General features: G+C 70.0%; 24 protein-coding genes, 1 tRNA gene and 1 pseudogene. 14 read left to right on the top strand and 12 right to left on the bottom strand.

Going from position 1 to position 26,247, the window contains the following annotated elements; translation table 11 throughout:
* The first annotated feature begins 246 nt into the window (after nt 1-246).
* Complete coding sequence (locus ACFYZJ_RS20660) at nt 247-1,224, top strand: YIP1 family protein (protein ID WP_388570082.1); 978 nt, start codon at nt 247-249, stop codon at nt 1,222-1,224.
* A gap of 267 nt (nt 1,225-1,491) precedes the next feature.
* Here ACFYZJ_RS20660 and ACFYZJ_RS20655 read toward each other — a convergent pair.
* A pseudogene (locus ACFYZJ_RS20655) lies at nt 1,492-1,608 on the bottom strand (hypothetical protein); the annotation flags it as partial.
* A gap of 438 nt (nt 1,609-2,046) precedes the next feature.
* Between ACFYZJ_RS20655 and ACFYZJ_RS20650 the strand changes: the two are divergent.
* The gene (locus ACFYZJ_RS20650) at nt 2,047-2,187 is read left to right on the top strand and encodes a hypothetical protein (protein WP_388570078.1); all 141 of its coding nucleotides are present in this window, start codon (nt 2,047-2,049) and stop codon (nt 2,185-2,187) included.
* Nucleotides 2,188-2,209: 22 nt separating this feature from the next.
* On the opposite strand, the gene ACFYZJ_RS20645 is transcribed toward ACFYZJ_RS20650, so the two are convergent.
* Together ACFYZJ_RS20645 and dcd are read right to left on the bottom strand one after the other, a co-directional pair.
* On the bottom strand, nt 2,210-2,710 hold the full coding sequence (locus ACFYZJ_RS20645) for a phosphoribosyltransferase (protein WP_388570075.1): 501 nt from the start codon (nt 2,708-2,710) through the stop codon (nt 2,210-2,212).
* A 7-nt stretch (nt 2,711-2,717) separates the two neighbouring features.
* Nucleotides 2,718-3,293, bottom strand: coding sequence for a dCTP deaminase (dcd, locus tag ACFYZJ_RS20640; RefSeq protein ID WP_263231017.1), 576 nt, complete (start codon nt 3,291-3,293; stop codon nt 2,718-2,720).
* Nucleotides 3,294-3,846: 553 nt separating this feature from the next.
* Here dcd and ACFYZJ_RS20635 point away from each other — a divergent pair.
* A tRNA-Gly gene (locus ACFYZJ_RS20635) sits at nt 3,847-3,917 on the top strand.
* A 47-nt stretch (nt 3,918-3,964) separates the two neighbouring features.
* Here ACFYZJ_RS20635 and ACFYZJ_RS20630 read toward each other — a convergent pair.
* Entirely contained in the window at nt 3,965-5,332 is a 1,368-nt protein-coding gene (locus tag ACFYZJ_RS20630; RefSeq protein WP_388570073.1) for a cryptochrome/photolyase family protein, read from the bottom strand.
* Between the two features lie 14 nt (nt 5,333-5,346).
* Nucleotides 5,347-6,873: an SDR family oxidoreductase gene (locus ACFYZJ_RS20625; protein WP_388570071.1), complete on the bottom strand. Its 1,527-nt coding sequence runs from the start codon at nt 6,871-6,873 to the stop codon at nt 5,347-5,349.
* 1,418 nt (nt 6,874-8,291) lie between these two features.
* On the opposite strand from ACFYZJ_RS20625, the gene ACFYZJ_RS20620 reads away from it, so the two are divergent.
* Both ACFYZJ_RS20620 and ACFYZJ_RS20615 read left to right on the top strand, forming a co-directional pair.
* Nucleotides 8,292-8,507 carry a type II toxin-antitoxin system VapB family antitoxin gene (locus ACFYZJ_RS20620; RefSeq protein WP_388570069.1) on the top strand — a complete coding sequence of 72 codons (216 nt, stop codon included), beginning with the start codon at nt 8,292-8,294 and terminating at the stop codon, nt 8,505-8,507.
* Nucleotides 8,504-8,926 carry a PIN domain nuclease gene (locus ACFYZJ_RS20615; protein WP_388570067.1) on the top strand — a complete coding sequence of 141 codons (423 nt, stop codon included), beginning with the start codon at nt 8,504-8,506 and terminating at the stop codon, nt 8,924-8,926. The genes ACFYZJ_RS20620 and ACFYZJ_RS20615 overlap by 4 nt, the downstream gene beginning before the upstream one ends.
* A gap of 563 nt (nt 8,927-9,489) precedes the next feature.
* Here the strand turns inward: ACFYZJ_RS20615 and ACFYZJ_RS20610 are convergent.
* On the bottom strand, nt 9,490-11,940 hold the full coding sequence (locus tag ACFYZJ_RS20610) for a non-reducing end alpha-L-arabinofuranosidase family hydrolase (RefSeq protein ID WP_388570064.1): 2,451 nt from the start codon (nt 11,938-11,940) through the stop codon (nt 9,490-9,492).
* Here ACFYZJ_RS20610 and ACFYZJ_RS20605 point away from each other — a divergent pair.
* Complete coding sequence (locus ACFYZJ_RS20605; RefSeq protein ID WP_388570061.1) at nt 11,895-12,380, top strand: hypothetical protein; 486 nt, start codon at nt 11,895-11,897, stop codon at nt 12,378-12,380. The two genes, ACFYZJ_RS20610 and ACFYZJ_RS20605, sit on opposite strands and share 46 nt — an antisense overlap.
* Here ACFYZJ_RS20605 and ACFYZJ_RS20600 read toward each other — a convergent pair.
* The 3 genes from ACFYZJ_RS20600 to ACFYZJ_RS20590 form a co-directional block, all read right to left on the bottom strand.
* Nucleotides 12,271-13,056: a hypothetical protein gene (locus tag ACFYZJ_RS20600; protein ID WP_388570059.1), complete on the bottom strand. Its 786-nt coding sequence runs from the start codon at nt 13,054-13,056 to the stop codon at nt 12,271-12,273. The two genes, ACFYZJ_RS20605 and ACFYZJ_RS20600, sit on opposite strands and share 110 nt — an antisense overlap.
* On the bottom strand, nt 13,053-13,583 hold the full coding sequence (locus tag ACFYZJ_RS20595) for a SigE family RNA polymerase sigma factor (protein ID WP_388570056.1): 531 nt from the start codon (nt 13,581-13,583) through the stop codon (nt 13,053-13,055). The genes ACFYZJ_RS20600 and ACFYZJ_RS20595 overlap by 4 nt, the downstream gene beginning before the upstream one ends.
* A gap of 146 nt (nt 13,584-13,729) precedes the next feature.
* Nucleotides 13,730-14,704 (bottom strand): expansin EXLX1 family cellulose-binding protein, encoded by a 975-nt coding sequence (locus ACFYZJ_RS20590; protein WP_388570053.1) that lies wholly within the window; start codon nt 14,702-14,704, stop codon nt 13,730-13,732.
* 243 nt (nt 14,705-14,947) lie between these two features.
* Between ACFYZJ_RS20590 and ACFYZJ_RS20585 the strand changes: the two genes are divergently transcribed.
* On the top strand, nt 14,948-16,741 hold the full coding sequence (locus ACFYZJ_RS20585; protein ID WP_388570050.1) for a cellulose-binding protein: 1,794 nt from the start codon (nt 14,948-14,950) through the stop codon (nt 16,739-16,741).
* Nucleotides 16,742-17,102: 361 nt separating this feature from the next.
* Nucleotides 17,103-17,969, top strand: coding sequence for a trypsin-like serine peptidase (locus ACFYZJ_RS20580; protein WP_388570047.1), 867 nt, complete (start codon nt 17,103-17,105; stop codon nt 17,967-17,969).
* A gap of 269 nt (nt 17,970-18,238) precedes the next feature.
* Here ACFYZJ_RS20580 and ACFYZJ_RS20575 read toward each other — a convergent pair whose 3' ends face one another.
* Nucleotides 18,239-18,853 (bottom strand): hypothetical protein, encoded by a 615-nt coding sequence (locus ACFYZJ_RS20575; RefSeq protein WP_388570045.1) that lies wholly within the window; start codon nt 18,851-18,853, stop codon nt 18,239-18,241.
* Between the two features lie 311 nt (nt 18,854-19,164).
* Nucleotides 19,165-20,361 (bottom strand): FAD-dependent oxidoreductase, encoded by a 1,197-nt coding sequence (locus ACFYZJ_RS20570; RefSeq protein WP_388570042.1) that lies wholly within the window; start codon nt 20,359-20,361, stop codon nt 19,165-19,167.
* A gap of 227 nt (nt 20,362-20,588) precedes the next feature.
* On the opposite strand from ACFYZJ_RS20570, the gene ACFYZJ_RS20565 reads away from it, so the two are divergent.
* From ACFYZJ_RS20565 to ACFYZJ_RS20555, 3 genes are all read left to right on the top strand, one after another.
* Nucleotides 20,589-21,248 carry a PadR family transcriptional regulator gene (locus tag ACFYZJ_RS20565; protein ID WP_388570039.1) on the top strand — a complete coding sequence of 220 codons (660 nt, stop codon included), beginning with the start codon at nt 20,589-20,591 and terminating at the stop codon, nt 21,246-21,248.
* A gap of 457 nt (nt 21,249-21,705) precedes the next feature.
* Nucleotides 21,706-21,909: a cold-shock protein gene (locus tag ACFYZJ_RS20560; protein ID WP_388570036.1), complete on the top strand. Its 204-nt coding sequence runs from the start codon at nt 21,706-21,708 to the stop codon at nt 21,907-21,909.
* Nucleotides 21,910-22,089: 180 nt separating this feature from the next.
* Nucleotides 22,090-22,290, top strand: a complete 201-nt coding sequence (locus tag ACFYZJ_RS20555; protein WP_388570033.1) for a hypothetical protein — start codon at nt 22,090-22,092, stop codon at nt 22,288-22,290.
* A gap of 135 nt (nt 22,291-22,425) precedes the next feature.
* On the opposite strand, the gene ACFYZJ_RS20550 is transcribed toward ACFYZJ_RS20555, so the two are convergent.
* Nucleotides 22,426-22,800 carry a hypothetical protein gene (locus ACFYZJ_RS20550; protein ID WP_388570031.1) on the bottom strand — a complete coding sequence of 125 codons (375 nt, stop codon included), beginning with the start codon at nt 22,798-22,800 and terminating at the stop codon, nt 22,426-22,428.
* Between the two features lie 643 nt (nt 22,801-23,443).
* On the opposite strand from ACFYZJ_RS20550, the gene ACFYZJ_RS20545 reads away from it, so the two are divergent.
* The 3 genes from ACFYZJ_RS20545 to ACFYZJ_RS20535 all read left to right on the top strand — a co-directional run bounded on the left by ACFYZJ_RS20545 (nt 23,444) and on the right by ACFYZJ_RS20535 (nt 26,017).
* The gene (locus ACFYZJ_RS20545) at nt 23,444-23,788 is read left to right on the top strand and encodes a MerR family transcriptional regulator (RefSeq protein WP_388570028.1); all 345 of its coding nucleotides are present in this window, start codon (nt 23,444-23,446) and stop codon (nt 23,786-23,788) included.
* 351 nt (nt 23,789-24,139) lie between these two features.
* Nucleotides 24,140-25,033 carry a hypothetical protein gene (locus tag ACFYZJ_RS20540; RefSeq protein WP_388570025.1) on the top strand — a complete coding sequence of 298 codons (894 nt, stop codon included), beginning with the start codon at nt 24,140-24,142 and terminating at the stop codon, nt 25,031-25,033.
* Between the two features lie 105 nt (nt 25,034-25,138).
* Nucleotides 25,139-26,017 carry a metallophosphoesterase gene (locus ACFYZJ_RS20535; protein ID WP_388570022.1) on the top strand — a complete coding sequence of 293 codons (879 nt, stop codon included), beginning with the start codon at nt 25,139-25,141 and terminating at the stop codon, nt 26,015-26,017.
* Nucleotides 26,018-26,247: the final 230 nt, after the last annotated feature.

Genomic DNA, 26,247 nt, shown 5'->3' with positions numbered 1-26,247 from the left:
AGCGGTCCTCTTTCCGCCGTCGATACGGTACGAAGATCACGACAACGCGACGCGCGCGGCAGCCGCCGGGCGACCCGGGCGTGTCCGCCATGGGCATGCCGCACGTCGGCGCGCATTTCGCCGGCGCTGCGACCGAGCCCCGGTGCCGTCGCGCACTCGTACGACTGGCAATGCGGCCCTGGTACGAGAGTCCCCTGAGCAACCACGGATGACCACGCGTCGCTCCCCTTAGGGGGCCCTTAGGGGATGTCACAGCTCGGCAGCAAACCCGGGCCCGGATGGCCTGGTCCGGCACGTCCCTCTCCTGGACCGGGTACGTTCGATGACGTGGCTGGATTCAGGATCGGACGCGGCGGCCGGGACAACCGCGCCCCGCAAGCGCGACCGCAACACCCCCCATACGGTCGGCAGGCGCCGCAGGGCGCGTCGTACGGCTACCCCGCTGCGCCGCCGCAGCAGCAGTACGGCGGTGCGCAGCCCTACGGCGGTCGGCCGCAGTGGCAGGCGCCGCAGGGCCACGGGGAGCCGGAGTACTTCGGCGACGACGCCCAGGGCCACCCGCACACCGGGGATCCGTACGCGGCCGACAACCCGGGCCACACCCAGGCGTTCTCCGTCGGCGACGACCCCTACAACGCGGGCGGGACATACCGCGCGGGCCAGGCCTCGGCACCGCCGGCCGGGCCGCGCCTGCACTGGAAGGAGCTGCTGCGGGGCATCGTGATGTCCCCGACCCGGACGTTCCTCCAGATGCGGGACTACACGATGTGGGGCCCGGCCCTGATCGTGACGTTCCTCTACGGCCTGCTCGCGGTCTTCGGCTTCGACGGCGCCCGCCAGGACGCGATCAACGCCACGCTCTCCAACGCGATCCCGATCGTCCTGACGACCGCGGTCGCCATCGTCCTGAGCTCGTTCGTCCTGGGCGTGGTCACCCACACCCTGGCCCGCCAGCTCGGCGGCGACGGCGCCTGGCAGCCCACGGTCGGCCTGTCCATGCTGATCATGTCCATCACGGACGCGCCGCGCCTGGTCGTCGCCATGTTCTTCGGTGGCGACGCGTCCTTCGTCCAGCTCCTGGGCTGGGCGACCTGGGTCGCGGCGGGCGCGCTGCTGACCCGAATGGTGTCCACGTCCCACGACCTGCCGTGGCCGAAGGCCCTGGGCGCGTCGGCGATCCAGCTGATCGCGATCCTGTCGATCATCAAGCTGGGGACGTTCTAGGTCAGGGGCTCGTCCCGGGCCCGGGGACGTCCGTGGCCTCGTCGCCGGCCGGTGACGTCCGCGCCTCGGCCCGGGGCCGGGTTCCGGTCGGAGCCGGCGGCGTGGAGGGCGGATCCGCGGCGTCGGCCCCGACCGTCATCACATGGCCGTGGGCGACCTCGCGCTTCTTCGGATTGACGGCGACGGCGGTGGCCTGGGCGGTGAAGAGACCCGTGGTTCCGGCGCCGCGAGCATGGGCGTGTACGTCGTGTGACCGTGGGCGACCTCCGCGACCTGCCGACGGTCGGGTGGGGTCCGGATCTCGACGGTGTCGCCGACCTCGGCTCCGGTGAGCTTGCCCCACACCCTGTGACAGGCCGGGCTGTACCGGATCGCCAGGTACATGGTGCCCGCCCATTCCTCCCGGAGCGTTTTCGCCCCCGACCCCGCATCGGGTGGTTCCCGGGCCGAGCCCGTCGCAGTCCAGGTCCGGGAGCCCGTCACCGAGTGCAACGGCCACCGCGGCCACGGATACGACGGAGTCGGCGGCACCCGGCGCGTCGCGGCCCGCGCCGCCGACCAACCCGGCAGACGGCTGCGCCGGCGGGAGATCGACCAGCGCGTCCGACGTGCTGGTCAAGCCGTCTGCGCGTGTCCGGGGCGGCCGCCTGTACATGATCGCCGAGTGGCGTACGACGACCGGTTCGAAGTCGGCGGACGTGTACCACTGGCTGAGGGACGTGACAGGCAGGACCACGGTCTACCCCGGTAACGACGAGCCCCACGGCAAGCAGTTCCCCGCCCGGCCCGCCTCGCCGACCCCGCAGTCACAGCAGCGAATGGGTGGAGGCGGTCGTCGGCACGGACCTCACGCACGGTGCGAAGTACGAGGTGTGCGTGACGGTGGCGGACCACGGAGCCGGCGCCCCGAACATCTGCAACGCGAACACGGCCGGCAAGCAGTACCAGGTGACGTACAAGTGACCCCGCACCGGCCGGCCGCGCCCTACGCGGGCCGCACCTGCCGCACGCGCTTCACGACGGGCTCTTCGACGCTCCACGGGAAGTTGATCCAGTCATCGGTCCGCTTCCACACGTACTCGCACTTCACCAGCGACTGGGACTTCTCGTAGATCACCGCGGAGCGGACCTCGGCCACGGTCTCCACACAGAAGTCGTGCACGAGTTTCAGCGTCTTGCCGGTGTCGGCCACGTCGTCGGCGATCAGCACCTTCTTGTCGGTGAAGTCGATCGCGTTGGGAACGGGAGCGAGCATCACGGGCATGTCGAGCGTGGTGCCCACACCGGTGTAGAACTCGACGTTGACCAGATGGATGTTCTTGCAGTCCAGGGCGTAGGCGAGCCCACCGGCCACGAACACCCCGCCGCGCGCGATGCTGAGCACGATGTCCGGCTCGTAGCCGTCGTCGGCGATGGTCTGGGCGAGTTCTCGGACGGCGCGTCCGAAGTCCTCGTAGGTCAGGTTCTCCCGTGCGTCGCTGGTCATGTCTCGCTCACACCTGCGTCCGGTGGAAGTTCAGGAAGGAACGGGAAGGCGTGGGACCACGCTGCCCCTGGTAGCGGGAACCGTACCGCTCGCTGCCGTAGGGGAACTCGGCCGGCGAGCTGAGCCGGAACATGCACAGCTGCCCGATCTTCATGCCCGGCCAGAGCTTGATCGGCAGGGTGGCGAGGTTGGACAGCTCGAGCGTGACGTGCCCGGAGAAGCCGGGGTCGATGAACCCGGCGGTGGAGTGGGTGACGAGGCCGAGCCGCCCCAGGGAACTCTTGCCCTCGAGCCGCGAGGCGAGATCGTCAGGCAGGGTGATGACCTCGTACGTCGAGGCCAGCACGAACTCGCCGGGATGCAGGATGAACGGCTCGTCGCCCTCGGGCTCGACGAGCCGCGTGAGGTCGACCTGCTCGATCGAGGGGTCGATGTGGGGGTACCTGTGGTTCTCGAACACCCGGAAGTAGCGGTCGAGCCGCACGTCGATGCTCGAGGGCTGCACCATGCTCGGATCGAACGGATCGATCACGACCCGCCCCTTGTCGATCTCGGTCCGGATGTCCTTGTCTGAGAGAAGCACGCCCTGAGAATACGCAAGGCACGCGGAGCCACCACAATCGCGACGACTCCACGCGCCCGAACCGCTGGCCGCTACGGCTTCTCCGCTCCTGCCGCCACGGCTTCTACCACTTCTGCCGCTACTGCTTCTGCAAGGTCACCGGCACCGCACTGCGGAGCCGGGCGCAGCGGGGACACCGGACGAGCCGGCCGGGGCCGAGGCGCTCGGCCTGCTGCATCGGGAACGAAGCGGTGCTGAACACGTGCCCCTCGGCACAACGGACGACGGTGCGCTCCATCAAGTCCTCTGAGTCCCTTCCCCAAGAACCTTCGTCTCACTGCCGTGACGGACGACGAAAGCCACATTACGGGATGAAAGGGACGGCCCTCCAGGCGGCACTCCGACCAGGCACAGCCCCTCCGCTCCCCCACCACCGTACGCCCCAACTCCGGTTCCCCGCACCCACATCCAAACCCCCGAAACGACACAGGACCCCAGGGCGTGAGCACCGGGGGCCCCGGATGAGGTAGAGTGAGCGAGCGTTCCGGAACCGGATCACCGGCCCGGATCTTACGCGGGTGTAGTTTAATGGTAGAACATCAGCTTCCCAAGCTGAGAGCGCGAGTTCGATTCTCGTCACCCGCTCTTGAGAGAAACCCCAGGTCAACGGCCTGGGGTTTGTTTTTGTCCGATCAGTCGGCTCCCCGCCGCTCCCTGAAACGGGCGGCGGCCGCGGCGAGATCCACGATCGGGCCGGGGTAGTCCAGGCCCGCCCGGGTGGCTGCGTCGAGGTGAGCGACGCGGTGGACCGCGGTGGCGTCGAGGTGGCGGAGTTCGGGCAGCCAGCGGCGCACGTACTCCCCGCGGGGGTCGTACCGGCGCGCCTGGACGAGTGGGTTGAGGAGCCGGTTCGGGCGGGTGTCCGTGCCGGTCCCGGCGACCCATTGCCAGTTGAGCTGGTTGTTGGCCACATCGCCGTCGACAAGGAGGTCCAGGAAGTGGCGGGCTCCCGCCCGCCAGTCCACGTACAGCGTCTTGGTGAGAAAGCTTGCCGCGAGCAGGCGGGCCCGGCCCGGCATCCAGCCCTCGTGGCGGAGCTGTCGCAGGGCGGCGTCGACGACGGGGTAGCCCGTGCGGCCGTCCTGCCAGGCTTCGAACTCCTTCGTGGCGCGGCGCCAGCGGTCGTGCCGGGGCCGGTAGTCGTGGTCGGCGGCGTCGGGGCGGGCCGCCAGGACCTGGTGGTGGAAGTCCCGCCAGGCGAGCTGGCGGACGAAGGCGTGCGCACCGGGACCGTCCTGGGCGCGGACCCGGTGCAGCAGTTCGGTGGGTGAGAGGCAGCCGAAGTGCAGGTAGGGGGAGAGCCGGGAGGTCGCGTCGGCGGCCAGGTCGTCGTGCCGTTCGTCGTATGCGGACAGCGGGCCCGCCAGCCATGACCGCAGCCTGCGGCGGGCCTCGGATTCCCCGCCGGCGGGCAGGCCCGGCGAAGCGGAGCCCGACACGATGGACTCTGCGCGAGGAAGGTCGGCCGAGCCCACGTCGGGTAGCCGTACGACGTCCGGTGCCGGCAGGACGCCGCGCACGGAGAAGCTCTCCCATCGGCGGAAGTAGGGGGTAAAGACGGCGAAGTGGCCCTTGCCCGCCGGTGTCAGCGCTCCCGGCGGTACGACCGTCAACGAGGCGTCGTGGGCTCGTAGTTCGCGTCGGTCGCCGGCCAGCTCCGCGCGCAGCCGGTCCTCGCGCCGTGCCGCGTAGCGGCTCACCCCGCCCGCGATGTGCACCACAGTTGCCCCGGTCTCCGCCGCCACCCGGCAGGTCTCCTCGACCACGTCGCCGAGGCGCACCACCAGCCGACCGCCCCGAGCCCGCAGGGCCCTGTCGAGATCAGCCAGGCTGTCGGCGAGGAACGCCGCGCGGTTGGGTCCGGCGAAGCCGGTGCGGCGGATGCCGGTGTCGACGACGAAGAGCGGGACCACGCGTTCGGCGTCCTTCAGAGCGGCCTGGAGGACCGGGTTGTCGTGCACCCGCAGGTCGGCGGTGAACAGGGCGACCGAGACGCGCACGGTTCTCGAGCCCCTCAGTGAGTACGGGCCGGCTCAGGGGCGGCCGATTCGGCCGCGGCGGCGATGTTGCGGGCCATGCCGCCGAAGACCGCGGCGTGGAAGGGTGCCACGCCCCACCAGTAGACGTGCCCAGCCAGGCCGTGCGGATGGAACAGGGCCCGCTGCCGGTACACCGTGCGCCCCTGTGCATCCCGGTCGACGGCCATCTCCAGCCAGGCCAGGCCCGGCAGCCGCATCTCCGCGCGCAACCGGAGCAGCCGGCCCGGCTCGATCTCCTCCACTCGCCAGAAGTCCAGGCTGTCGCCGACCCGCAGCCGGTTCGCGTCCCGGCGGCCCCGGCGCAGACCGACACCGCCAACCAGGGTGTCCAGCCGGCCCCGCAAGGACCAGGCCAGCGGCGAGGAGTACCAGCCGTTCTCGCCACCGATCGCCTCCACCAGCTGCCACAGCGCCTGCGGCGACGCCGCGACCGTACGCTCGCGGTGATCCGTGTAGAGGCTCCCGCCCGCCCAGTCGGGGTCGGTGGGCAGCGGGTCGCTGGGGGCGCGCGGAGTCGAGGCCGAGGACCACCTGGTGGCCACGTCCGCGTCCTGCACGCGCCTCAGAGCCAGCCGGATCGCCCGGTCGAGACCGACCGGTCCCTCCGGCGGGTCCGGCACGTAACGGACGATGTCCCGCTCGGCGCAGACCACCTCGTGCCTCAGCGACTCGACCAGCGGGCGGGCGAGAGCGCCCGGCACCGGGGTGACCAGACCGACCCAGAGGCTGGACAGCCGGGGGGTGAGCAGGGGAACGGGGAGGATGAGGCGTTTCGGCAGCGCGGCGACGACGGCGTACCGCCGCATCATCTCCTCGTACGTGACGATGTCCGGTCCACCGATGTCGAAGACGCGGTTCACGTCGTACGGCAGCCTCGCGCATCCCACGAGGAAGCGGAGCACGTCGCGGACGGCGATGGGCTGGATGCGGGTGCGCACCCAGCTCGGGGTCACCATCACGGGCAGCCGCTCGGTCAGATATCGCAGCATCTCGAACGAGGCCGAACCCGACCCGATGATCACGGCTGCCCGCAGTACGGCGGTCGGCACGCCCGAGGCCAGGAGGATGCGGCCCACTTCGGCGCGGGACCGCAGATGAGGTGACAGTGCGTGCTCGGGTACTCCGGAAGGGCTCAGACCGCCGAGGTAGACGATTCGGCGGATTCCTGCGGCACGCGCCTGCTCACCGAAGACCCTGGCCGCGCGCCGGTCGGTCTCCTCGAAGCCCCGACCGGTACCCAGGGCGTGCACCAGGTAGTACGCGACGTCCATGCCCTCCATGGCCGCGCGCACGGCCCTCTCGTCCGTTACGTCCCCACGCACGGTCTCCGCCCGCCCAGCCCACGGATGGTCCCGCAGCTTGCCGGGGGCGCGGGCCAGGCAGCGCACGGAATGCCCGGCGGCGAGCAGCTCCGGCACCAGCCTGCCGCCGATGTAACCGGTGGCGCCGGTGACCAGACAGCGCAGCGGCCGGTCGTCGTCGGTCATGCCGGTCGCACGCATGCCTGTCGCGTGCGCCTTGTCCGGCGTCGGCCGGCGGACCGAGGCGCAGGAAACGTCATGGCTCTCATGTCCTCCTGGGAGGTGCCTTCTGATGCGCCCTGTCGCTGTTCCCTGAACCCATGCTTGGGGCCGCGGACGAACACCGCAACCTCGCCGTCCCGGGCCGGAGGGTGGTCACGACGGGTTCGGCGCACACCTGGGTGCCAACCCGTCCCGGGGCGCCCCGGTGCCGGCCCCGCCGTCATGCACCGAGGTGGGTGGGGACGGCGAAGACGGGGGTACGGCAGGGACGTGCCCTATCCGTGCCCGTAAGTGCGGACAACCACGGTCAGCCATGGGCGCCCGACCCCCTGTACAACAATGCCGACACAACGAATCCGCGCAGGTCAGAGGCCGTTCCACCACCCAAGCGCCGTCGCTTCCCAAGCTGAGAGCGCGAGTTCGATTCTCGTCACCCGCTCCATGCGAAACCCCCAGGTCAGCGACCCGGGGGTTCTTCGTTGTCCGGGCAGGTGGGTGCGCTTCCGCGAGACGGTGTCGGGCGTGAGCTGCCCCCGCCTACGTCCAACTGCTGCAGCAGAGCGAGTTGGTGCAGTCGGCGCGTCCACGACCCATGTCTCGTGACCAGCCTCAGGAGGTGTTCAGGCGCGGCCACGCCGGAGGTGGCGGGAGGCGGCGAGACGGGAGGACGGCCTGTCGCCTCCTCGCGGTTGATGATCAGTCCGACGGCTGTGATCATCCCGACCATCGGCAAGTCGAGCCGAATCGAGTGGTCGCCGACAAGGAACATGCCCCAGTCCGCGTCGCTGTGCCAGAGCCGGGCGGTCTTCTCGCCCCGACGCTGAGCGAACACGAGTTCCTCTTTCGTAGGTGAACACTTCTATGCGTCCCTGGTGCGTGTTGTAGGTCCGCAGCGTCTCCGCGATCTCCTGGGGCGTGACATCCCCGGTCACGTAAGGCGGGTGCCCGATCACGACCGTCGCCGAGGCCCGGCGGGTGCCCACTCCGTGCTCAGCCAGGATGCTCGGGCGGTTCTCATCCAGCGCCCGGAGGTAGTTCTGCGCCGGGGAGACGGCGCGGTGGGCCGGGGCGCCCAGCATGAAGGTGGCCGGAGCGTCGTATGACCAGGTCCTTGATGTTGGCCGCGGAGCGTAAAGCCAGATCGAAACGTGGTCACGTGGGCACCCCAGGATCGGGCACTGACACCCATGCATGGCGAGAGGGGCAACCGACCGGAAGCGGTGTCTGCCGTTCGGGCCAGGCCGAGCACCCCGGCGAACACCTCACGCAGAGCCGTACACCGCTCCCCCTGGCCGATTCTGCCACTGCTGTGTCCGAGAACCGCCGGCGCCTGCGACCACGCTATACACCTGAGAAGATATAATGAGCACCATCGTTTATATCTTAGGTGGTGCACCATGAGTCGGACAGTGATCGACCTTGACGATCAGCTGTTGGCGGACGTGGCCAAGGCCCTCGGCACCAGCACCAAAAAGGAGACGGTGAACACCGCGCTGCGCGAGGTGCTGGAGAACCGGCGGCGGGCCCTGGCGCTCACCCGCCTGCGGGCGTCGGCGGAAGAGGGCGCCTTCGACCTCGGCCTCTTCGAGGACAAGGGGAACTACCGCCGGTGAACGCCGCGCAGTACCTGATCGACACCAGCGCGCTCGCCCGCATGCTGCGCGGGGACGCCGAGCAGTACGGATGGGACCAGGCGGCAGCCGCCGGGCTCATCGCCACCTGCCCCATCACCGAGCTGGAGTTCTTCTACAGCGCGCGTTCCGCTGCCGACCGCGCACAGGGCATCGAAGACATGCGCCTGCTCTTCGGCCGGGTGCCGGTCGACGACCGCGCCTATGACCGCGCCTGGCGGGTCCAGGAGGTCCTCACCCAGCGCGGACAGCACCGCAGCGCCGGAGCCGTCGACCTCGTGGTAGCCGCCACGGCCGAGTTGCAGGGTCTCACTCTGCTGCACCGCGACCGGGACTTCGAGTGCATCGCCGCCGTCACCGGCCAGCCGCTCCACTGGTACGGCCCCGAAGCCGGAAAATGAACCAGGGACAGGCGTCGGTCGCTCCGGAGAAGCCACGGCCTTCGGTCTTGTGGCATCGAACGGGCTCTTCGCGACGCGTGCCCATGGCGTGCCCGTAAGAGCGGACAACCGCGGTCAACAGCGGTGCGATCCCGCGCCCCTGGCGCTGCACCGGAGAACATACGCCCAAGTCAGAAGGCTACCCGGCTCCCCAAGCGCCGTCGCTTCCCAGGCTGAGAGCGCGAGTTCGATTCTCGTCACCCGCTCCATGTAGAAACCCCAGGTCAGTGACCTGGGGTTTGTTTATTGTCTGGACCGTTCCTCGAATCCCGAGACGTGTCTTGCGCGATCTGCGCCACATGGCGACGCTGCGTGCGTGAAGTCGCCTACGCAAAGCTGGGCGAGGTCGGCCGGATGGTCCCCTGCGGATCCGGTCCAGCAGGAGACGCGGAGGTGCCTACTCGGAGGCCGCCCGCCCGGTCGGCCACCAGCAATGCCCGCGTCACTCGTCACCGGGCCCGCATCTCCGCTTGTCCACGTGCCGGCAGACCGCACCTCATCGCGATCACCGTGGATCAGGCAGGTCAGCGCTGCAGGGTGAGGAGGCCCGGCCGCCAGGGCAGTTGGTCGTAGGGGCCGGTCGCGGTGGGGGACTTGCCCTGGTAGAGGAACTGCAGGTGGCAGGGGTCGATGGTCATGGTCTGGTCGGGGTTGTTGCGGACCAGGTCACCGTGGCTGATGTCGTTGGTCCAGGTGGCACCGCTGTTGGCCTTGCCCGCGAAGGGGTTGGACTCGCCGGCGGCCTGCGGGGTCCACGAGCCGCTCAGGCCGGAGGCCGTGAACGAGCGGAAGTAGCGCTGCTCATTGGCACCCCGAGCCTCGACGATCATGAGGTACTGGTTCTGGCCCTGGACCTTGTAGACCTGCGGCGCCTCGAACAGGTTTTTCGTCGTGTCGCTCATGACCGTCGTGTACGACGAGCCGAAGTTGCCCGGGAAGTTCCCGATCGGCATGCTCGCCCGATAGATCTTGCCGTTGTCGCCGGCGAAGAACAGGTACATGTTCTGGTCGTCACCGATCAGGGTCTGGTCGATCGGGGCGGAGCCGGGGATGCTGCCGGTGAACAGTGGCTGCGGCGCGGACCAGCCGTTGGGGTTGGTGGGGTCGCTCGACGTGCGGTAGACGAAGGGCGACGCACCCCACTGGGACGCCAGCACCCAGATGTGCTTGGGCGCGAAGTAGAACAGTGTGGGCGCCACCGCGGACTGACTCATCCCTGTTTGGCCGGCCGATGCCATGTCCGACCAGTTCGTGAAGGGACGGAACATCATCGAGCCGTATCCCGATCCCGACACGTTCGACGCGTAGACCAGGTGCTTGCCGTTGTACATAACGTCGGTGAAGTCCTTCACCGCGGCCCACCCGTTCGCCGGCTGCGCCAACGGACCGGTCGACGTCCACCGGTACGTCGACGGAAGAGCACACGTGCCGCCCGTCGGCGCGATCGACCTGAGGTTCCAGTGCTGGTTGGCGCCGCCGCCGTTGGAGTCCCAGATCCGGACGGGAGCGCCGTTGGCGGTCTGGCCGCCGGGGATCTCCAGCGCCCGGCCGCTGGCGACGTTGGTCAGTGTGTAGGAGCCGTCGCTGTTCCGGGCGGCCCGCCAGTGCTGGTTGGCGGCGCCGTTGGAGTCCCAGACCTGCACCCTCGTCGCGTTGCCCGTCCGGTTGCCCGGCTCGTCCAGTACCCGGCCGCTGGCGACGTTGGTCAGCGTGTAGGAACCGTCACTGTTCCGGGCGGCCCGCCACTGCTGGTTGGACGCGCCGCTTGCGTCCCACACCTGAAGCGGGGTGCCGTTGCCGTTCTGTCCCGCGGGCTCGTCGAGAACGCGTCCGGCGGCCACGTCGGAGAGCGTGTAGACGGTGCCGGAGGTGATGTCCCCGCCCGGCGTGCCGCCGCTGACGCCGCTGCTGCTGCTGCCCAGGGCGGTGAGCACCGCGCTGTAGGCGGGCTTCTTGTTGCCGGCCGCGTCGAACAGCAGCGGGTTCTCACCGGTGCGCCAGGAGTCGCTGTCGCGGATGCCCCACACCGTGATGCCGGTGCAGCGGGCGACGTTCATGCACGCCTGGACCGTGTTGGCGTACGCCGTCGGCGACGCCTGGGCGATGTCGAGTTCGGTGATCTGCACGTCCACGCCGAGCGCGGCGAACTTGGACAGAGTGGTCTGGTAGCCGGCCGGTGGGCCGCCTGCGCCGAAGTGGCTCTGGAAGCCGACGCAGTCGATCGGTACACCGCGGGACTTGAAGTCCTTGACCATCGCGTAGACGCCCTGCGTCTTGGCGTCGGTCCAGTTCTCGATGTTGTAGTCGTTGTAGCAGAGCTTGGCCGAGGGGTCGGCGGCCCGGGCGGTGCGGAAGGCCTCCTCGATGAAGCCGTTGCCCAGCACGTCCTGGAAGACCGAGCTGCGGTGCTGGCCGCTGCCGCCGTCGGCGAAGGCTTCGTTGACCACGTCCCAGGCGTAGATCCTGCCCTTGAAGTGGCCCATCTCGGTGGTGATGTGGTTCTTCATCACGCTGCGCAGCGTGTTCGGGTCGGTGATGGACTTCACCCAGCCGGGCAGCTGCGAGTGCCACACCAGGGTGTGGCCGCGCATCCGCTGTCCGTGCCCGGTGGCGTGGCCGACGATCTGGTCGGCCGGGCCGAAGTTGAAGGCGCCCCGGGAGGGTTCGGTGGTGTCCCACTTCATCTCGTTCTCCGGGGTGATCATGTTGAACTCCCGGTCGAGAATCGTGGAGTACGTCGAGTCGCCGAGCCTTCCGGCAGCCACGGCCGTGCCGAAATAGCGGCCGCTGCCGGCCGCCGCTTCGGCGGCCGCGGTCGGCGTGCGGGCCTTCGACGTGCGGGCCTTCGGCGTGTGTGCGGCTTGGGCGACCAGCGGCACGGCGGCACCCGCGGCGGCGAGAACCACGGCGGCGACGAGCACGCGGCGGGTTGCCGGACGGCGGCGATGAGAGCGGTTCTGATCTGACAACGGCATGTCCTTCTGGCGTAACGGGCCTTGATCCGGCCCCCGTTACCCACCAGTTGCCGCCACGCACACAAAGGTTGCCGCGGCAGGGAAGAATCATCACGGCCGCCGTCACCATCCCCACCCAGTTCCACGGCGACCTGCCGGCCACCGTGGCGGCCACCTACGCCGATCGGGACCAACGCCGACCCGGCCGACTGGACCCCGCACCAGCAGTTCCGGTACTCGTCCTCCCCGACTACACCGTCGGCACCACGGCTCTGACCTCTGCCTTCCTCGACAACCTCAAGGACGGGGCGCCGGTCATCCCGGCCTCCGCCTGCCACACTGCGGCGGCGTTCACCGGGTCGGGACGAACCCTCCCCGGACCGACGCGGAGCCGCCCGAACCCTGCGCGTCGACGCGGTAGCCGTCGCCCCCGGCACTGCGCACGCCGGTGGCGTGGTTGAACTGGGCGGCAAACTCATAGCTCCCGGCCGGCACGGTCAGGCCCGGTTTGAGGACCCAGCGGTAGACCAGCGTGCCGCCGGCCTCCTGGGCGGTGACGGTGAAGTCAGCACTCGGCAGGGTCTGCCAGGTGCCGGTGTTCTTCACCCCTCCGGTCTGCACGATCCGCATCTCGATCGCGAGCGAGGTGAGCGGCTGGGTCGTCTTGAGGACGAGGTTGCTCTGCGTCCAGTAGACGGTGCTGTGCGGGTCCACCGAGCCGGCCGACCACAGCGCCCCGTCCTGGCTCTCGCCGGCGGTCGGCGATGGACTGGTGGCCGGCGGGGTCGGGCGCGCACTGCCCGGGGTGGTGGCCGGGCCCGGCGCGACAGGGGTGGGGCGGGCCGATGTCGGTTGCGGGGAGCCGGCGGTCGGGGACGGGGTGGCAGGCGCGGTCACGGTGGCCGACGGCGACGATTTCGCGACGATGGCGGCGACGGCGAGGCCGCCGGTGGTCAGGATGCCGCCGGCGGCGAGCCCGGCGAGCGCGACCCTGGTCCCCGACCGCGCGAACGGCCGCGCGCGGTGACGGACGGCGGGGCCGGCCACGCCGCGTTGGACCCGGGCCAGCATCCTCGCACGGTCGGGCCGGTGGGTCTCGGCGGCCTCGCGCAGCCGACGGGCGATGTCCTCGTTCACCGGTTCCTCCTCCCTGCCACCAGGTCCCCGACCGCTCGTGCGCCCAGTATCCTTTCCAGCTCGGCCATTCCCTTCGAGGTCTGGCTCTTCACCGTACCGACCGAGATGCCCAGCGCCACCGCCGTGTCCTTCTCCGACAGGTCGAAGGCGTGCCGCAGCACCACGCAGGCGCGCTTGCGGAACGGCAGCCGGGCGAGCGCCGCGCGGACGTCCAGCACGTCCGCCATGTCCGGGCCCTCCACCTTCTGGGGGCTGCGGGACCAGAACAGCGTGATCCGGCGTCGCTCGCGCACCGCGCTGCGGATCCGTCCGCGCGCCAGGTTGGCCACCACACCGCGGGCGTAGGCGAGCGGGTGGTCGGCCTGCCGCAACCGGTCCCAGCGCTGCCACAGGGCGACCAGGGCATCGGCCGCGAGGTCGTCCGCCGCGTCGGTCTCGCCGGTCAGGAGGTATGCCAGACGGGCGAGTTCGGCATAGTGGCGTTCGAAGAATTCGTGGAACTCCGCGGACGCGTCGTCGAGGAGCATCCCTCCGTCGCCCTCTCCTGGCAATGATGTGCGCGTTGGTTGCGCGTTTAACAACAACGGGGGGCGCAGCCTAACAGCGCCCGGCCCGGGATCCGAACAGCGGTCGTGCACGGTTGCGGGCCGGTGAAGGCCGGCCGGCGAGCTGGTCAATGCCGGGCGAACTGGACGCCGGTCGGCTGCGCGACGTCCGGCCGCACGGCGATGCCGTCGACGGTCAGCCGCTCCCCGTAGATGTCGGTGATCCTGAGCGCCCCGCCGCAGCCGGTGCCATCGGCGGACAGGAAGTAGTTGTAGTCGGTACGGGGCAGCTGCCGCCAGCCGCCGGCGGTCCGCACCTCCAGCGCGGCCACCGGGTTTCGGTGGCCGATCACCTGGATCCCGCACCACCACTTGGTCGACCCGGTCTTGTACCGGATGGCGATCGTGCCCGGCAGGTCCGGGCTCAGCAGCGACCAGGTGATCGGGAGCCGGCCCACCGACAGGTCGGCAAGCTTGGCGAACGCCTGCCGGCTGAGGTCGAGTTGCCCCGGCGCGCAGGGCCACGGGCATTCGTTGACGATCCGTACCGTGATGGTGGCTCCGCCGGCCGCGCGGACCAGCACGTAGGCCCCGCACGCCTCGGCCGACTCATAATCGGTGACGTTCATCGCCGCGATCATCACGTCGTCGGACGGCCCGTACAGGCAGGAGCCGTTGCCGTCACCAGCGGCGTAGGCGGTGGCGACTCCCTGGTGGCCGACGCCCGGTTTGATCCGTCCGGCCAGGGCCGCCGCCCTGGAGCTCGCGGGCGCGGTACTGGTGGCCGAGGTCGTCAAAGTGGCCGAAACCGAAGGCGACGGCCTGGCCGAGGCCGAGGCCGGGATCGTCGGACTGGCCGAGGCCGTCGGCTGCGCCGTCGCACCCGCACCGCCGCCCGCCGCAGACCCGGCATCGGACGGGGCGGCCGCCCGCGCGCCTGTGGCGGACGCGTCGGCTGCCCGCCCGGCACCGGTTCCGCTCCCGGTGATGACGGTCAGCGCCAGGCATGCCAGCACACCGACGACCAGCAGCCCCGAGGGAATGCCCGTGACCAGTCCGCGCCTGCGCCACGGTTGCGGCGCGGCGTGCTTCGTTGCCCTCATGCCCGTCCATCCGGTAGTTCGACTCGGCCTTCCGGCTCCCGGTTGCCGCAGGGGGCGAGAAGGTTGCCGCCCTGACGCTGATTTCTCGGCGACCGGTGCACAGCACGAAAGGGATCCGAAGAACATCGGACACGGCGGCAACCTTTCCCTCCCGAGCGGCCACCTAGGCGTGCACCAACCGCGGCGAGCGCAGTCAGCTGCGCTGCGCCACCCGTATCCACGCACTCCGATCGGAAGCCACACGTGTCACCTGACGACCCGACAACCACCGAGCAGCCGATGCCTCGGGGCCGTACGCACCGCCGTAGCCGAACGCGCCGCCGCATCGTGGTGGGGGCGGTGGCGGCCCTGCTGGCCGGGGCCGGCGCGGGCGCCCTGGCGCTGAGCGCGGGCGCCGCGCCGACCGTCGCCGTCACCGTCGATGCAGGCGCCTCGCTGGGCACGGTGCCCAGTACCGGGGTCGGCCTCAACACCGCGGTCTACGACCCCAACATGAACGACACCACGGCGGCGTCGCTGATGAAGGCCGCCGGAATCCGGCAGTTGCGCTTCCCCGGCGGCTCGTACGCGGACGCCTACCACTGGAAGACCCACACCCTCGAAGGCGGCGCCTATGCCGTGCCCGGTACCGACTTCGACCACTTCATGGCCACCGCGAAGAGGGTCGGCGCCCAGCCGATCATCACCGCCAACTACGGGTCCGGCACCCCGCAGGAGGCCGCCGACTGGGTCAAGTACGCCAACGTCGACAAGGGCTACGGCGTGAAGTACTGGGAGATCGGCAACGAGATCCCCGGCAACGGGCACTACGGCAGCAAATGGGAGGTCGACAACCACGCCGACAAGAGCCCGACGGCGTACGCGAAGAACCTGCTCGCCTACGCGAAGGCGATGAAGGCCGTGGACCCGACGGTGAAGATCGGGGCGGTGCTCACCACCCCCGGCTACTGGCCGGACGGGGTGACGGCTCCCGGCGACAGAGCCGACTGGAACCACACCGTGCTCTCCATCGCGGGCAAGTCGATCGACTTCGTGATCATCCACTGGTACCCGGGCGGCACCGGAACGGCCGACCTGCTGAACACCCCCGCCAAGATCGCGGGTGCCACCTCCGCGGTGCGCTCGCTGATCAACACCTACGCGGGTACGCACGCCGCCTCGGTCGGGATCGCGGTCACCGAGACCGACAGCTCCATGTCTCCGGCCCAGACCAGCCAGGCCGCGGCCCTGTTCGCGTCGGACACGTACATGAACTGGCTGGAACACGGCGCCGCCGGCGTCGACTGGTGGGACCTGCACAACGGCATGGGCACAGCACCCACCACCGTCAACGGCGAGAGCGACTACCAGGACCAGGGCGTGCTCTCCAGCGGAAAGTGCGTCGGCGGGAAATGCGAACCGGCGCTTGAGACGCCCTTCCCCACCTACTGGGGCATCCGCTCGCTGACCGCACTGGCCCGGCCCGGCGACACCATGGTCAAGGCGTCCTCGGCCAACCCGTCGGTCGCCGTGCACGCGGTGCGGAGGGGCAACGGCGGCCTGAACGTCATGCTGATCAACAAGAGCCCGCAGAACGCGGCACAGGTGTCGCTCTCCTACACCGGATACACCCCGGCCCCAGGAATGGTCAGGACCGTCTCGTACACCAAGGGCGGCACCGCCCTGACCACGGCGACACGGGGAACGGCGGCCGCACAGACGCTGCCCCCCTACTCGATCACGACTCTCCAGCTGAAGCCCTCGTCCGCGACCACCCGCACCGACACCCCGTCCCCTGTGCCCACACCGACCGCCGCCGCACACATCGCCGCTGCCGCGGTGGCCTCCGCCTCAGGCACGATCGGCACCCGAGCGCAGGCCACGGCGGCCGGCGCACCCCTCAGCCGACCCGCCCAGAGCGACACGGCCGGCGGCCTGGCCTCCACCGGGATGAGCAACGCCGTCACCTACAGCGCCCTCGGTGGCGTGCTGGCCCTCGCCGCCGGCTCCGTGCCGGTGCTTCGTCAACGCCGCCGCAGGGCTTCGCACGGCAGGTGAACCCCCGCCGCGCCAGCGGCTGACGGCCCGGCAACACCGCCGCCCACCCACGGCGTGCTCCCCGGGCCGTCGGCCTCCGCGCCGGTGTCGACGGCACCGGGAAACTGCGCGCGGCGGTGACCCTCCTGCGCGACCATCTCTTCCTCGTCTCGGTTGGGTCGAGCCGGAGGAGAAAGGTCTTCGCACATGGTTCGGAGGCTCGCGTGACGTCTGTCGCCGTGATCGCCCGGCAGGTGCAGGAGCATGACGTAGCGGGTGGCACGCTCGACGAGGGTCGATGGCCGATCCGGGCGGTGGCTTGTGACGGGAGCCTCCCGTTGACGCACCTCCCGAATGCCCGGCCCGCGTCAATAATGACCTCGTGCACTCGCTAGCCAGGAAATCCATACTGCCCCTGACACTGGTCATCGTCGGGGCGGCCGCAGTGGTGGGCGACGTCACGGAGAAATCCCATACGACCGGGAGCGGGCGCAGCAGTTTCGGCAAGTCCGGCGAGCCGGGCCAGTCCCCGCAGGGCCAGGACCAGGACTTCCCCGCGACGGCGCCGGCTGAGGACGGCACCGCGTACACCCCCCGCAGAACCGAGGAGAACGCCCGGATCGGCGCGGTCTTCGAGAAGGACGACCAGGGCTCCCACTTCTGCACGGCGAGCGTGGTGCGAAGTCCGGGCCGGAACATGCTGATCACCGCGGCTCACTGCGCCTTCGACGCCGACTCCGGACAGCCGCTGAACGACCTGGTCTTCGCCCCCGGCTACCGCAACGGCGACGAACCCGCCGGCCTGTGGAAGGTCAGCAAGGTGGTCGTCGACGACCGCTGGGCCAAGTCGCAGGACGAAGACCTCGACGTCGCCTTCCTCATCCTCGACCAGAAGGACGGCAAGAACATCCAGGACCTCCTGGGCGGCAACACCCTCGGCATGAACCGCGGCTTCGACAACAAGGTGAAGATCACCGGCTATCCCGCCAGCCGCGACACCCCCGTCTCATGCCAGAACCGCACCACGAAGTTCAGCGACACCCAACTGCGCATCCAGTGCACCGGCCTGGAGGACGGGACCAGCGGCAGCCCCTGGATCGCCGGCTACGACCCCAAGAGCCACACCGACACGGTCATCGGCGTCCTGGGCGGCCACGAGGGTGGCGGAGACCAGGACGATGTCTCCTACGCCGCGTACTTCGACGACGACATCGCCAAGCTCTACCGCAAGGCCCAGGACGAGGACTGAGCAGACCCGTTCGCGGTGGAGCGCCCGTGCCGATGTTCGCCGGAGTGGCCCGGCTCGGAGACGACGGCGAACGAGCACATGCTCCGGCTCAGCCCTCCAGCCACTACCGCCACATCTCACCCGCACGAGGCACAGGGCTGCAGCCGTGCCGGATTCGGATCGGCTGGTCGCGTCACCGACATACGCGGTTGCACAAGCGTGAGTGTCGCATCCGCCGCGGGGCGGAAACGGAAGGGGGCGAGCCGCGTAGGCTCGCCCCCTGACCGCCGTCAGGTGGACGGGTTGACGACCACCTTGGCCGAGTTGTTCTTGCTGGTCGGGTCGAAGGCGAGGGACGTGCCGTGGTCGGGGCGGGCGACGACGCGGCCCGTCGCGTCGGGGACGACCCGGTCGATGCGCAGCTGGAACGGGAAGCTGACCTTCAGGTCCGGCTTGGCCCACGTCGGCAGGGTGCAGGCGTAGTGGCCGATGGTGGGGTCGTCGCCGGACGTCCAGGCGTTGCGGCAGGTGTCGGGCACGGACGTGGCGGTGGTGCCCTGCGGAAGGTAGAAGTCGATCACGGCGACCGGGTCGCCGGAGCTGACGTTGCCGACCCAGGCCGGGCCTTTGTTGACGAAGCGGAAGGCGGCGGTGACGGTGTCGCCGGCCGCGCCGCTCACCTCGGTGCCGCGCATGGCGAAGTCGGCCGTGTTGTCGGCGTCGATGCGCCAGGAGCGGCCGTTGTCCGAGCCGTCGAGGTCGGTGGCGTCGCCACGGGGCTGGACCTCGTAGTCGAACCGCTCGTACAGCGCGTGGTCGGTGACGCCGAGCCGCAGCGGCTGAGGCAGCTCCACGGTGGCGCCAGGTGCGACGTCGGTGTCGAAGAAGCAGGTCACGTACGTCATGGGCGTGGATTCGTGCCGTCACTTCCCGATCCCGGGCCGCGAGTTCGCTTCTCGTCACCCGCTCCAGGCGAAACCCCCAGGCCAGAAACCTGGGGGTTTCTTCGGTGGCTGCTTCATCGTCGCACCCGTACGCTCCACGCCGCTGGGTCCGGCCGACTCGGCGATGTCAGGCGCTATAGCGGCCTCGATCGAGCGATGTGCGGCGCTCCGCGTCCGGGCCGTGCGGGTGTGGCGTGCGGTGCGCGGTGCGCGGTGCACGCGGCGGCCCGGGCGCTCGGGTCGGGTGGTCGCTGTCAGACGTCCCCTGCGCGTCAGGCGGGCACCACGGGCGCGTCCCAGTCGATCCGGTACCGGTGCGTCCAACCGAACATCTTTTCCGGCGTCAGGAACGTCCGCGTCGCCAGCGGCATCAGCAAGGTCATGACCTTCGTCGCGACGGGCCCCATCGACTTCTGGCTGTTGGTCTTCGCGGCCTGGGCTGCGACTTTCTCCACCCTGCCCCGTCTCAGCCGCTCGTACGTCGCGAACGCCGTGCCCACGTCGGGGATGTCCCGCAGACACCGCGCCAACTGCACCGCGCTCTCCACCGCCAGGGACGCGCCCTGTCCGGAGCTGGAGGACGGCGCGTGGGCCGCGTCGCCGACGAGGACCATCCGGCCGCGGTACCACTTCGGCACCGAAGGCAGGATCTCCAGCGCTCCGAACGTGAGGAGTTCGCCGTCGCCGGTGCCCCGGAGCAGATCGCGGCCGGGCACGTCCTCGGCGTACTTCTCCCGCAGGATCCGCATCCATGCGGCCGGCTGCGTCGCACGGGCCTGCTCCGCGCTGAGCGGCTCGTCGTGCGGCAGGTTGCCGAACCAGGCGGTGCCTCCACCGGGCACCGGCCAGTAGCCGAGAAACGCGTGCTCGCCGAAGGCGAAGTACATGGTGTCCGGCCGCGCCTGTGGGACCTCCGCCTTCGAGTGCGCGCCGAAACCGAGCAGGCCGGTGTACCGGGGGCCGGGCGCTGCCGGGTCGATCAGCTGCCGGACCGTCGACCGGATACCGTCCGCCCCGACCAGCACGTCCGCGGTCACCCGGGTCCCGTCGGTGAACTCGGCGGTGATGCCCGCCGGAGTCTCCTCGACTCCGGCCAGGCGCTTGCCGTACACGGTCCGTACGCCCATCGCGGCGGCCCGCTCGCGTACCGCCCGGTACAGGTCGGCGCGCCACATCACCTGGCTGGGCGGTAGGCCCGCCAGCCCGCCGAACTCGCCCATCCGCCGGCCCCGTCCGTCGGTCATGACCATGCGCTGGATCGGCTGACCGACCAAGCCCAGGTCCACACCGACGACTTCCAGGGCGCTGAGCCCGTTGGGTGCGACCATCAGCATGCCGCCGAGGCCGTCCGCCGTGTTCTCGTAAGCCTCGTAGACGGTCGCCTCGATGCCCGCCCTGCGCAGTGCGAGGGCCGTCACCGGTCCGGCTATGCCGCCTCCGATGACGGCCGCCGTCTTGATCCCAGTCATGTGTCTACCCCTTTCCCGAGCCTGGTCGGATGTCCAGTGGCCGTGCGCGCGTGCCGGGTCGTCCGCGGTCGGGTGACCACCCGCCCGGTGGGCGAGGCACGCAGTGCCGGTGGTGGTCGTCGCCGTGGCCTCCGTCCGAACGTGGGCCCCGCTCACTCCCGTTGAGGGGATAGTTGCACTGAGACTAGTCTTAAGTCAACTAGTTTCGGTGCGGGTAGTATGCGGGCATGAGCACCCCGCCCCGCAGCTCCCCGCTGGCCGTGACCGTGCTGGCCCTGTTGCACTTCCAGCCGCTGCACCCGTACGGCATCCAGAGATTGATCAAGCAGTGGGGGAAGGACGAGGTCGTCAACGTCGGCCAGCGCGCGAGCCTCTACCGGACGATCGATCGGCTGCTCGCGGCGGGCCTGGTCACGGTCCGGGAAACCGGCCGCGACCAGCAGTACCCCGAGCGGACGGTGTACGAGCTGACCGACGCGGGGCGCTCGACCATGCGCGTCTGGCTGGGCGAGATGCTGGCCGCACCGAAGCAGGAGTTCCCCCAGTTCCCCGCCGCGCTGTCCTTCGTCCTCATGCTCGCCCCGCAGGAGGCCCTCGATGTACTGGAACAGCGCGCCGCGGCCCTCGCGCAGACCCTCGACGCGCACGACAAGTCCTTGGCGGAGCAGACGGAGGTCCATGGCCTGCCGCGGGTGACCATGCTCGAAGAGGAGTATCTGCGGGCGATGACCGCCGCAGAACTGGGCTGGGTCCGAGCCGTCACGGACGACCTGCGCAGTGGTCGGCTCAGCTGGACTCTCGAAGAGCTGATCGGTTTCGCCCAGAGCACGGGACAGCAGGCCCTGGCCGGACAAACGCCCTCGAAGTCGGACCAGGACCTGGAGTGAGCCGGGTGCCCTTCGGAGCGGACAACCACGGTCAGCAGCGGCCCGTCCGCCGCCGACCCACGTAAAGCCGAGCAGGCGCGACCCCTGGCGTACGGCTCCTCCTTCCGGGGCCCGGCGCACTCGTCGGCATCCCGTCCGCCGATGGCGGCAGGGATCGCGTGCAGACCGTCGTAGCAGGTCACAGCGCTGTGAGCAGAAACGCTCGGCGGTAATGATGCATCCCCGGAAGTCAATATCTGCAGTCGCCGCGTAAGAAATCAACGTGGCGCCCGATAAACATTTCTGCGACCACAGGCGGCGCAGAATTATTTACCACGCAGGGGCGATACCCACGTGCTACTGTCGCCATCAGTTGCAGGTGTGGTTGCCCAAAAGGTTTTTCCGACGGCCGGTCATACGGCGACACGGAATACGCACCGGGCATATTCCTGACACCGCCCTCCGAAGGAGAAACAAAATGGCTACCGGCACTGTGAAGTGGTTCAACGCGGAAAAGGGCTTCGGCTTCATCGAGCAGGACGGCGGCGGGGCCGACGTCTTCGCCCACTACTCCAACATCGCCACCCGCGGCTTCCGCGAGCTGCAGGAAGGCCAGAAGGTGTCGTTCGACATCGCACAGGGCCAGAAGGGTCCGACGGCCGAGAACATCGTTCCCGCCTGACGTACCGGCACGGCCGCATACTTCGCAGCCGGGGCCCGCGCCTTCGGGTGCGGGCCCCGGCTCGCTTCATTCCCAGGGTGATTCGACCCTGTCAATCTCGGCCCGTTGTCGCGATTCTCTGCGCCGCTGGTTCTGCTGCGGAAATTCCTTGACAGGTCCCGGACGTGCTCGCGCCGGAGCATGCGCGCCCGCCCCGGCGGCATCGGTGAGTACGGGCGGGTTGCGGGTGTACTCACCCTCTCGCACTGCAGGCGGGCCGTGACGCGGCTCGGCTTCGCCTGCCACGACCGCCCGGGGGCCGCGGCCGTGGGCCTGGACGCGCCCACTCCGCTCCGGACCGCATCGGCACCGCTCGGCGGCACCGGCCTCGTGGCCGTATGAGGACGGGCGGGAAACCGCCTTCAGGATCCCGGTGGGGGCCCTGCCGACGCGCGTCGGCAGGGCCCCCACCGCTGTGTCGCCGTCCGCTCGGAAACCGCCGGCGGGCCACGGAGCGAGACAGCGTCTCACCGGTCGTCACCGGTCGACGTAGCTGAGATCACCTACGGTCCAGGCGCTGACGTCCTTGATCGCGACGCGGTACATGCCGCCCGTCTCCGGGATGCCGAGGCTTCCCTGGAGGATCCGGGCGAGATGAAAGTGCAGATGCGTGGGCGCCTCGCCGCGACCGGGCCGGTTGCCTCGCAGGCCGCGGGTGAAGACGTCCGAGAACGGGCCGAGACGGTCCGAGTCCTTCAGGACCTCCGCCACCCGCTCCCTCCACACGGCCTCGGGAGCCAGCCGGCCGGTGATGACGGCGCCGCCGACGACCACGGTCAGCGACATCTGATTGCTTCGCTCGGACTCCACCGCGGCGGAGATGGCGACGAGCAGCTCATCAGGGTTCGACATGACAGCAGAGCTTATGCGGCCCACCCGTACCCGAACCCCCCGCGGGGCGGAAACGGTTGCGCGCGCGACACGAGGCGGGCCGCCGACCGGTGAATGCCGGTCGCGACAGGCGCGAGAGGGTTCTTCCTCCACCGGAAGAGTGAAATCTGCTCTTGCCGGAGCAGATTTTCGTTCTGGCGTGGATACGCTTCTTCTCGTAGAAACGGTCGAACGAGACCCGCCAGACACGAACCGGCGGGTGGCTGAATACGAAGTACGCAGGCCAGTGCGGCTTTCGAGCCTCGAAGCCACAACGTTCCCAGAACGGTGACGGGACCGAGAGCCGCACTGGGCGGCTCGCACGTCGAGGAGCCGCCGGCAGCGGTACCGGTTCATTCAATGGTTGGTGCCGAGAGGAACGGAGGAGCAGACGCCATCAGGATCGCCCGGCCCGAGCGGCACTCGGCCCGGGTACCGCAAGACCCCGGAATGGATGGTGGTCCCCGGTCACGCAGCTGCGATCCCCCGCTCCGCCCTGTCGGGCCGGGTAGCGGACACAGAAGGTCGGCACAGCAATAGGGCCGACAGATGGTGTTGAATTTCCTTCGGGGCCCTGGTGCCGTATGGCACCAGGGCCCCTCGACGCGTTGCACAGCGAGGTGACATGACATCGGACAACCCTCTGAACGGTCGTCTGAACGACGACGACTACCCCGCGTACACGATGGGCCGGGCAGCCGAGATGCTCGGCACCACCCCGGCCTTCCTCCGAGCCATCGGTGAGGCTCGTCTGATCACTCCGCTCCGCTCGGCGGGCGGACATCGCCGGTACTCCCGCTACCAGCTGCGGATCGCCGCGCGCGCCCGCGAGCTCGTCGACAAGGGGACCCCGATCGAGGCCGCGTGCCGCATCGTCATCCTCGAGGACCAGCTGGAGGAAGCGCAGCGCATCAACGCCGAGTACCGCCGTGCTGTCGGCGAATCGGCGGGCAGTTCCGTCTCCGGCTGAACACGCGGGCGGGGCCGCCCTTGTACGCCCTTCGCGTCCGTTCAGGGGAATGCCGCCGCGTCCTCACGGGCGCCGCAGCCATCCGGCCACCGGCGTGTCGGTCGCGGCGCGCCGCGAGAACTCACCCGTCCGGCCGGTGCGTCGATCGGCGACCACCTCTCCCGGCCGACCGGAGCGGACCGCCCGACACGCGGCCTGACCTGCCGCCGGGGCCAGATCGAGGATGCCCCGGGCTCTCTGTGCCACGGTCGGGAACACCGGCCGTCGTCGGCGGCCGGCTCACCTCACAAGGCGCTCGTCCCGGTTACGGGGGCGAGCGTCCTGTCGTTCGGCCGGACAGGAGAAGTCGAGTTGGAGCAACCGGAGGTCCGCACCGACCTCGACGTGGCGGGCACGTCGAGTACGACCACGTCAGTGATGAAGAAGCTGCCCGAAGTCACCCTGGCGTTCTGGGTCATGAAGATCGCCGCGACGACCTTGGGCGAGACGGCGGGCGACCTCTTCGCGCAGACCCTGAAGCTGGGCTACTTCATCACCACGGTCGCGCTGTTCCTGGTCTTCGTGGTGACGCTGGTGGTCCAGCTGCGGTCCAGTCACTACAACCCGTTCTTCTACTGGACCGTGATCCTGTCGACCAGTATGGCCGGCACCACGATGTCCGACTTCATGAACCGTGACGCCAGCGCCAAGTACCTGCCGCACGGTGCCACTTCGCTCGGGTGGGGGCCGCAGGGCCTCGGCATCGGCTACCCCGCCGGAGCGGCGATCCTCGTCTCGATCCTCCTGGCGATCTTCCTCGTCTGGAAGCTGAGCGGCATGACGTTCCAGATCCGCGACATCGTCACCTTCAAGGGCGAGGCCCTGTTCTGGTCGGCGATCCTCGTGTCGAACACCCTCGGCACCTCGATGGGCGACTTCCTGTCCGACAGTTCCGGCCTCGGCTACGCCGGCGGCGCGCTACTCGTGACCGGGGCGCTCGCCGTGCTCGTGGCACTGATGAAGGTGCCCGCGGTGCCGAACGTGCTGCTGTTCTGGATCGCCTTCGTCCTCACCCGTCCGCTCGGCGCCACTGCGGGCGACTTCCTCACCAAGCCGGTCGCCAAGGGGGGCCTGGACCTGGGTACGGCCGGCTCGTCGGCCGTCCTGCTCGCCATCCTGTTCGTTCTGATGGCCTACTCCCAGGTGCAGGAGCGCCGGACCGCTGCCCGGCCGGGAAAAGACCCGGTCACCCGACAGGCAGGCTGACCGTGAACCTGGCCCCGGGCGTGTGACCGGGGTCGTCGGACGCAGGGGACCGTATGGCGAGAATGGCCATGGCTCGGCGCCGATGCCGGCGGCTGACGTCGGACGATGCGGATCTTGCATCTCTCGGACACCCACTTGGATCGGTCCGGCGGACCCGACGCGGACGGGGCCGATGGCACTGCGGCGCTCTGCCGCCTGCTCGGCGAACCGGGCCATCTGGACGACCTCGACGCGGTGGTGGTCACCGGCGACGTCGCGGACGACGGCTCCCACGAGGCGTACACGCGGGCGCGTGAACTCCTGTCCCGCTACGCCGACCGACGAGGGGCGAGCGTCTTCGACGCGACCGGCAACCATGACGACCGCACCGCATTCGCCGACGTGCTCGGCAGCGGTCACGTTCAGCCCGAGGCGGTGTACGAAGGAGCCGCGGGTGAGCGGGCGGGGGCAACCACCGTCGACGGGTGGCGACTGATCACGCTGGACACGCTCGTCCCGGGCAAGGGCTACGGTCGACTCGACCACGGCCAACTCGACTGGCTCCGCGCACTACTCGTCACTCCGGCGCCACGGGGCACCGTCCTGGCCTTCCACCACGCACCGGTTGCCCTGGACGTCGACGTTCAGCGGGCGCTCGGCCTGCAGAACAGCGCGGAGCTGGCCGAAACGATCCGCGGGACCGACGTCCAGCTCATCCTGTGCGGGCACTTCCACCTGCAGATACTGGCCCGCCTTGAACAAGCGACCGTCTGGGTCACGCCCGGCGTCGTCAGCCGTATCGACCTGACCGCCCGCCCCGGCACCGAGCGCGCCGTCCACGGTCCGTCAGCCTCCCTCGTCCACCTGGGAGCGCCCCACGGGCCACTCATCCATACGCTCCACGCACGAGACCCGCGCATGGGCGAGACGGTCTACGAGGCCGACGAGGAGGAGATGCGCGAGGTCATCGAAAGGCTCGGCCCTGCTCCTGCGGCCCTGAACTGAGTGCTCTCGACCTCACCGGCGCGCCAGACGCGCTCGCTCGGCGCTGTCCTGTCGGCCATGCGAGCGCTGTCGAACGCCGGGTCGCGCGGCACCCGGTCGGCAAGAGGCACCCGCCAGGAAGGCCAGGCCAGGCGCGGCGGGCGGAATGCGGCCGTCCGCCGTGACCGGCGCGGCGCGGGCCAGGGCCCCGGCGGCAGGTCACGGCCAGAGCCGTCGGGCCGGACGCGGGG

This window comes from Streptomyces sp. NPDC001848, assembly GCF_042891915.1.
In the GTDB taxonomy this organism is placed as follows: domain Bacteria; phylum Actinomycetota; class Actinomycetes; order Streptomycetales; family Streptomycetaceae; genus Streptomyces.
This window is presented reverse-complemented; position numbering and strand designations above follow the sequence as displayed.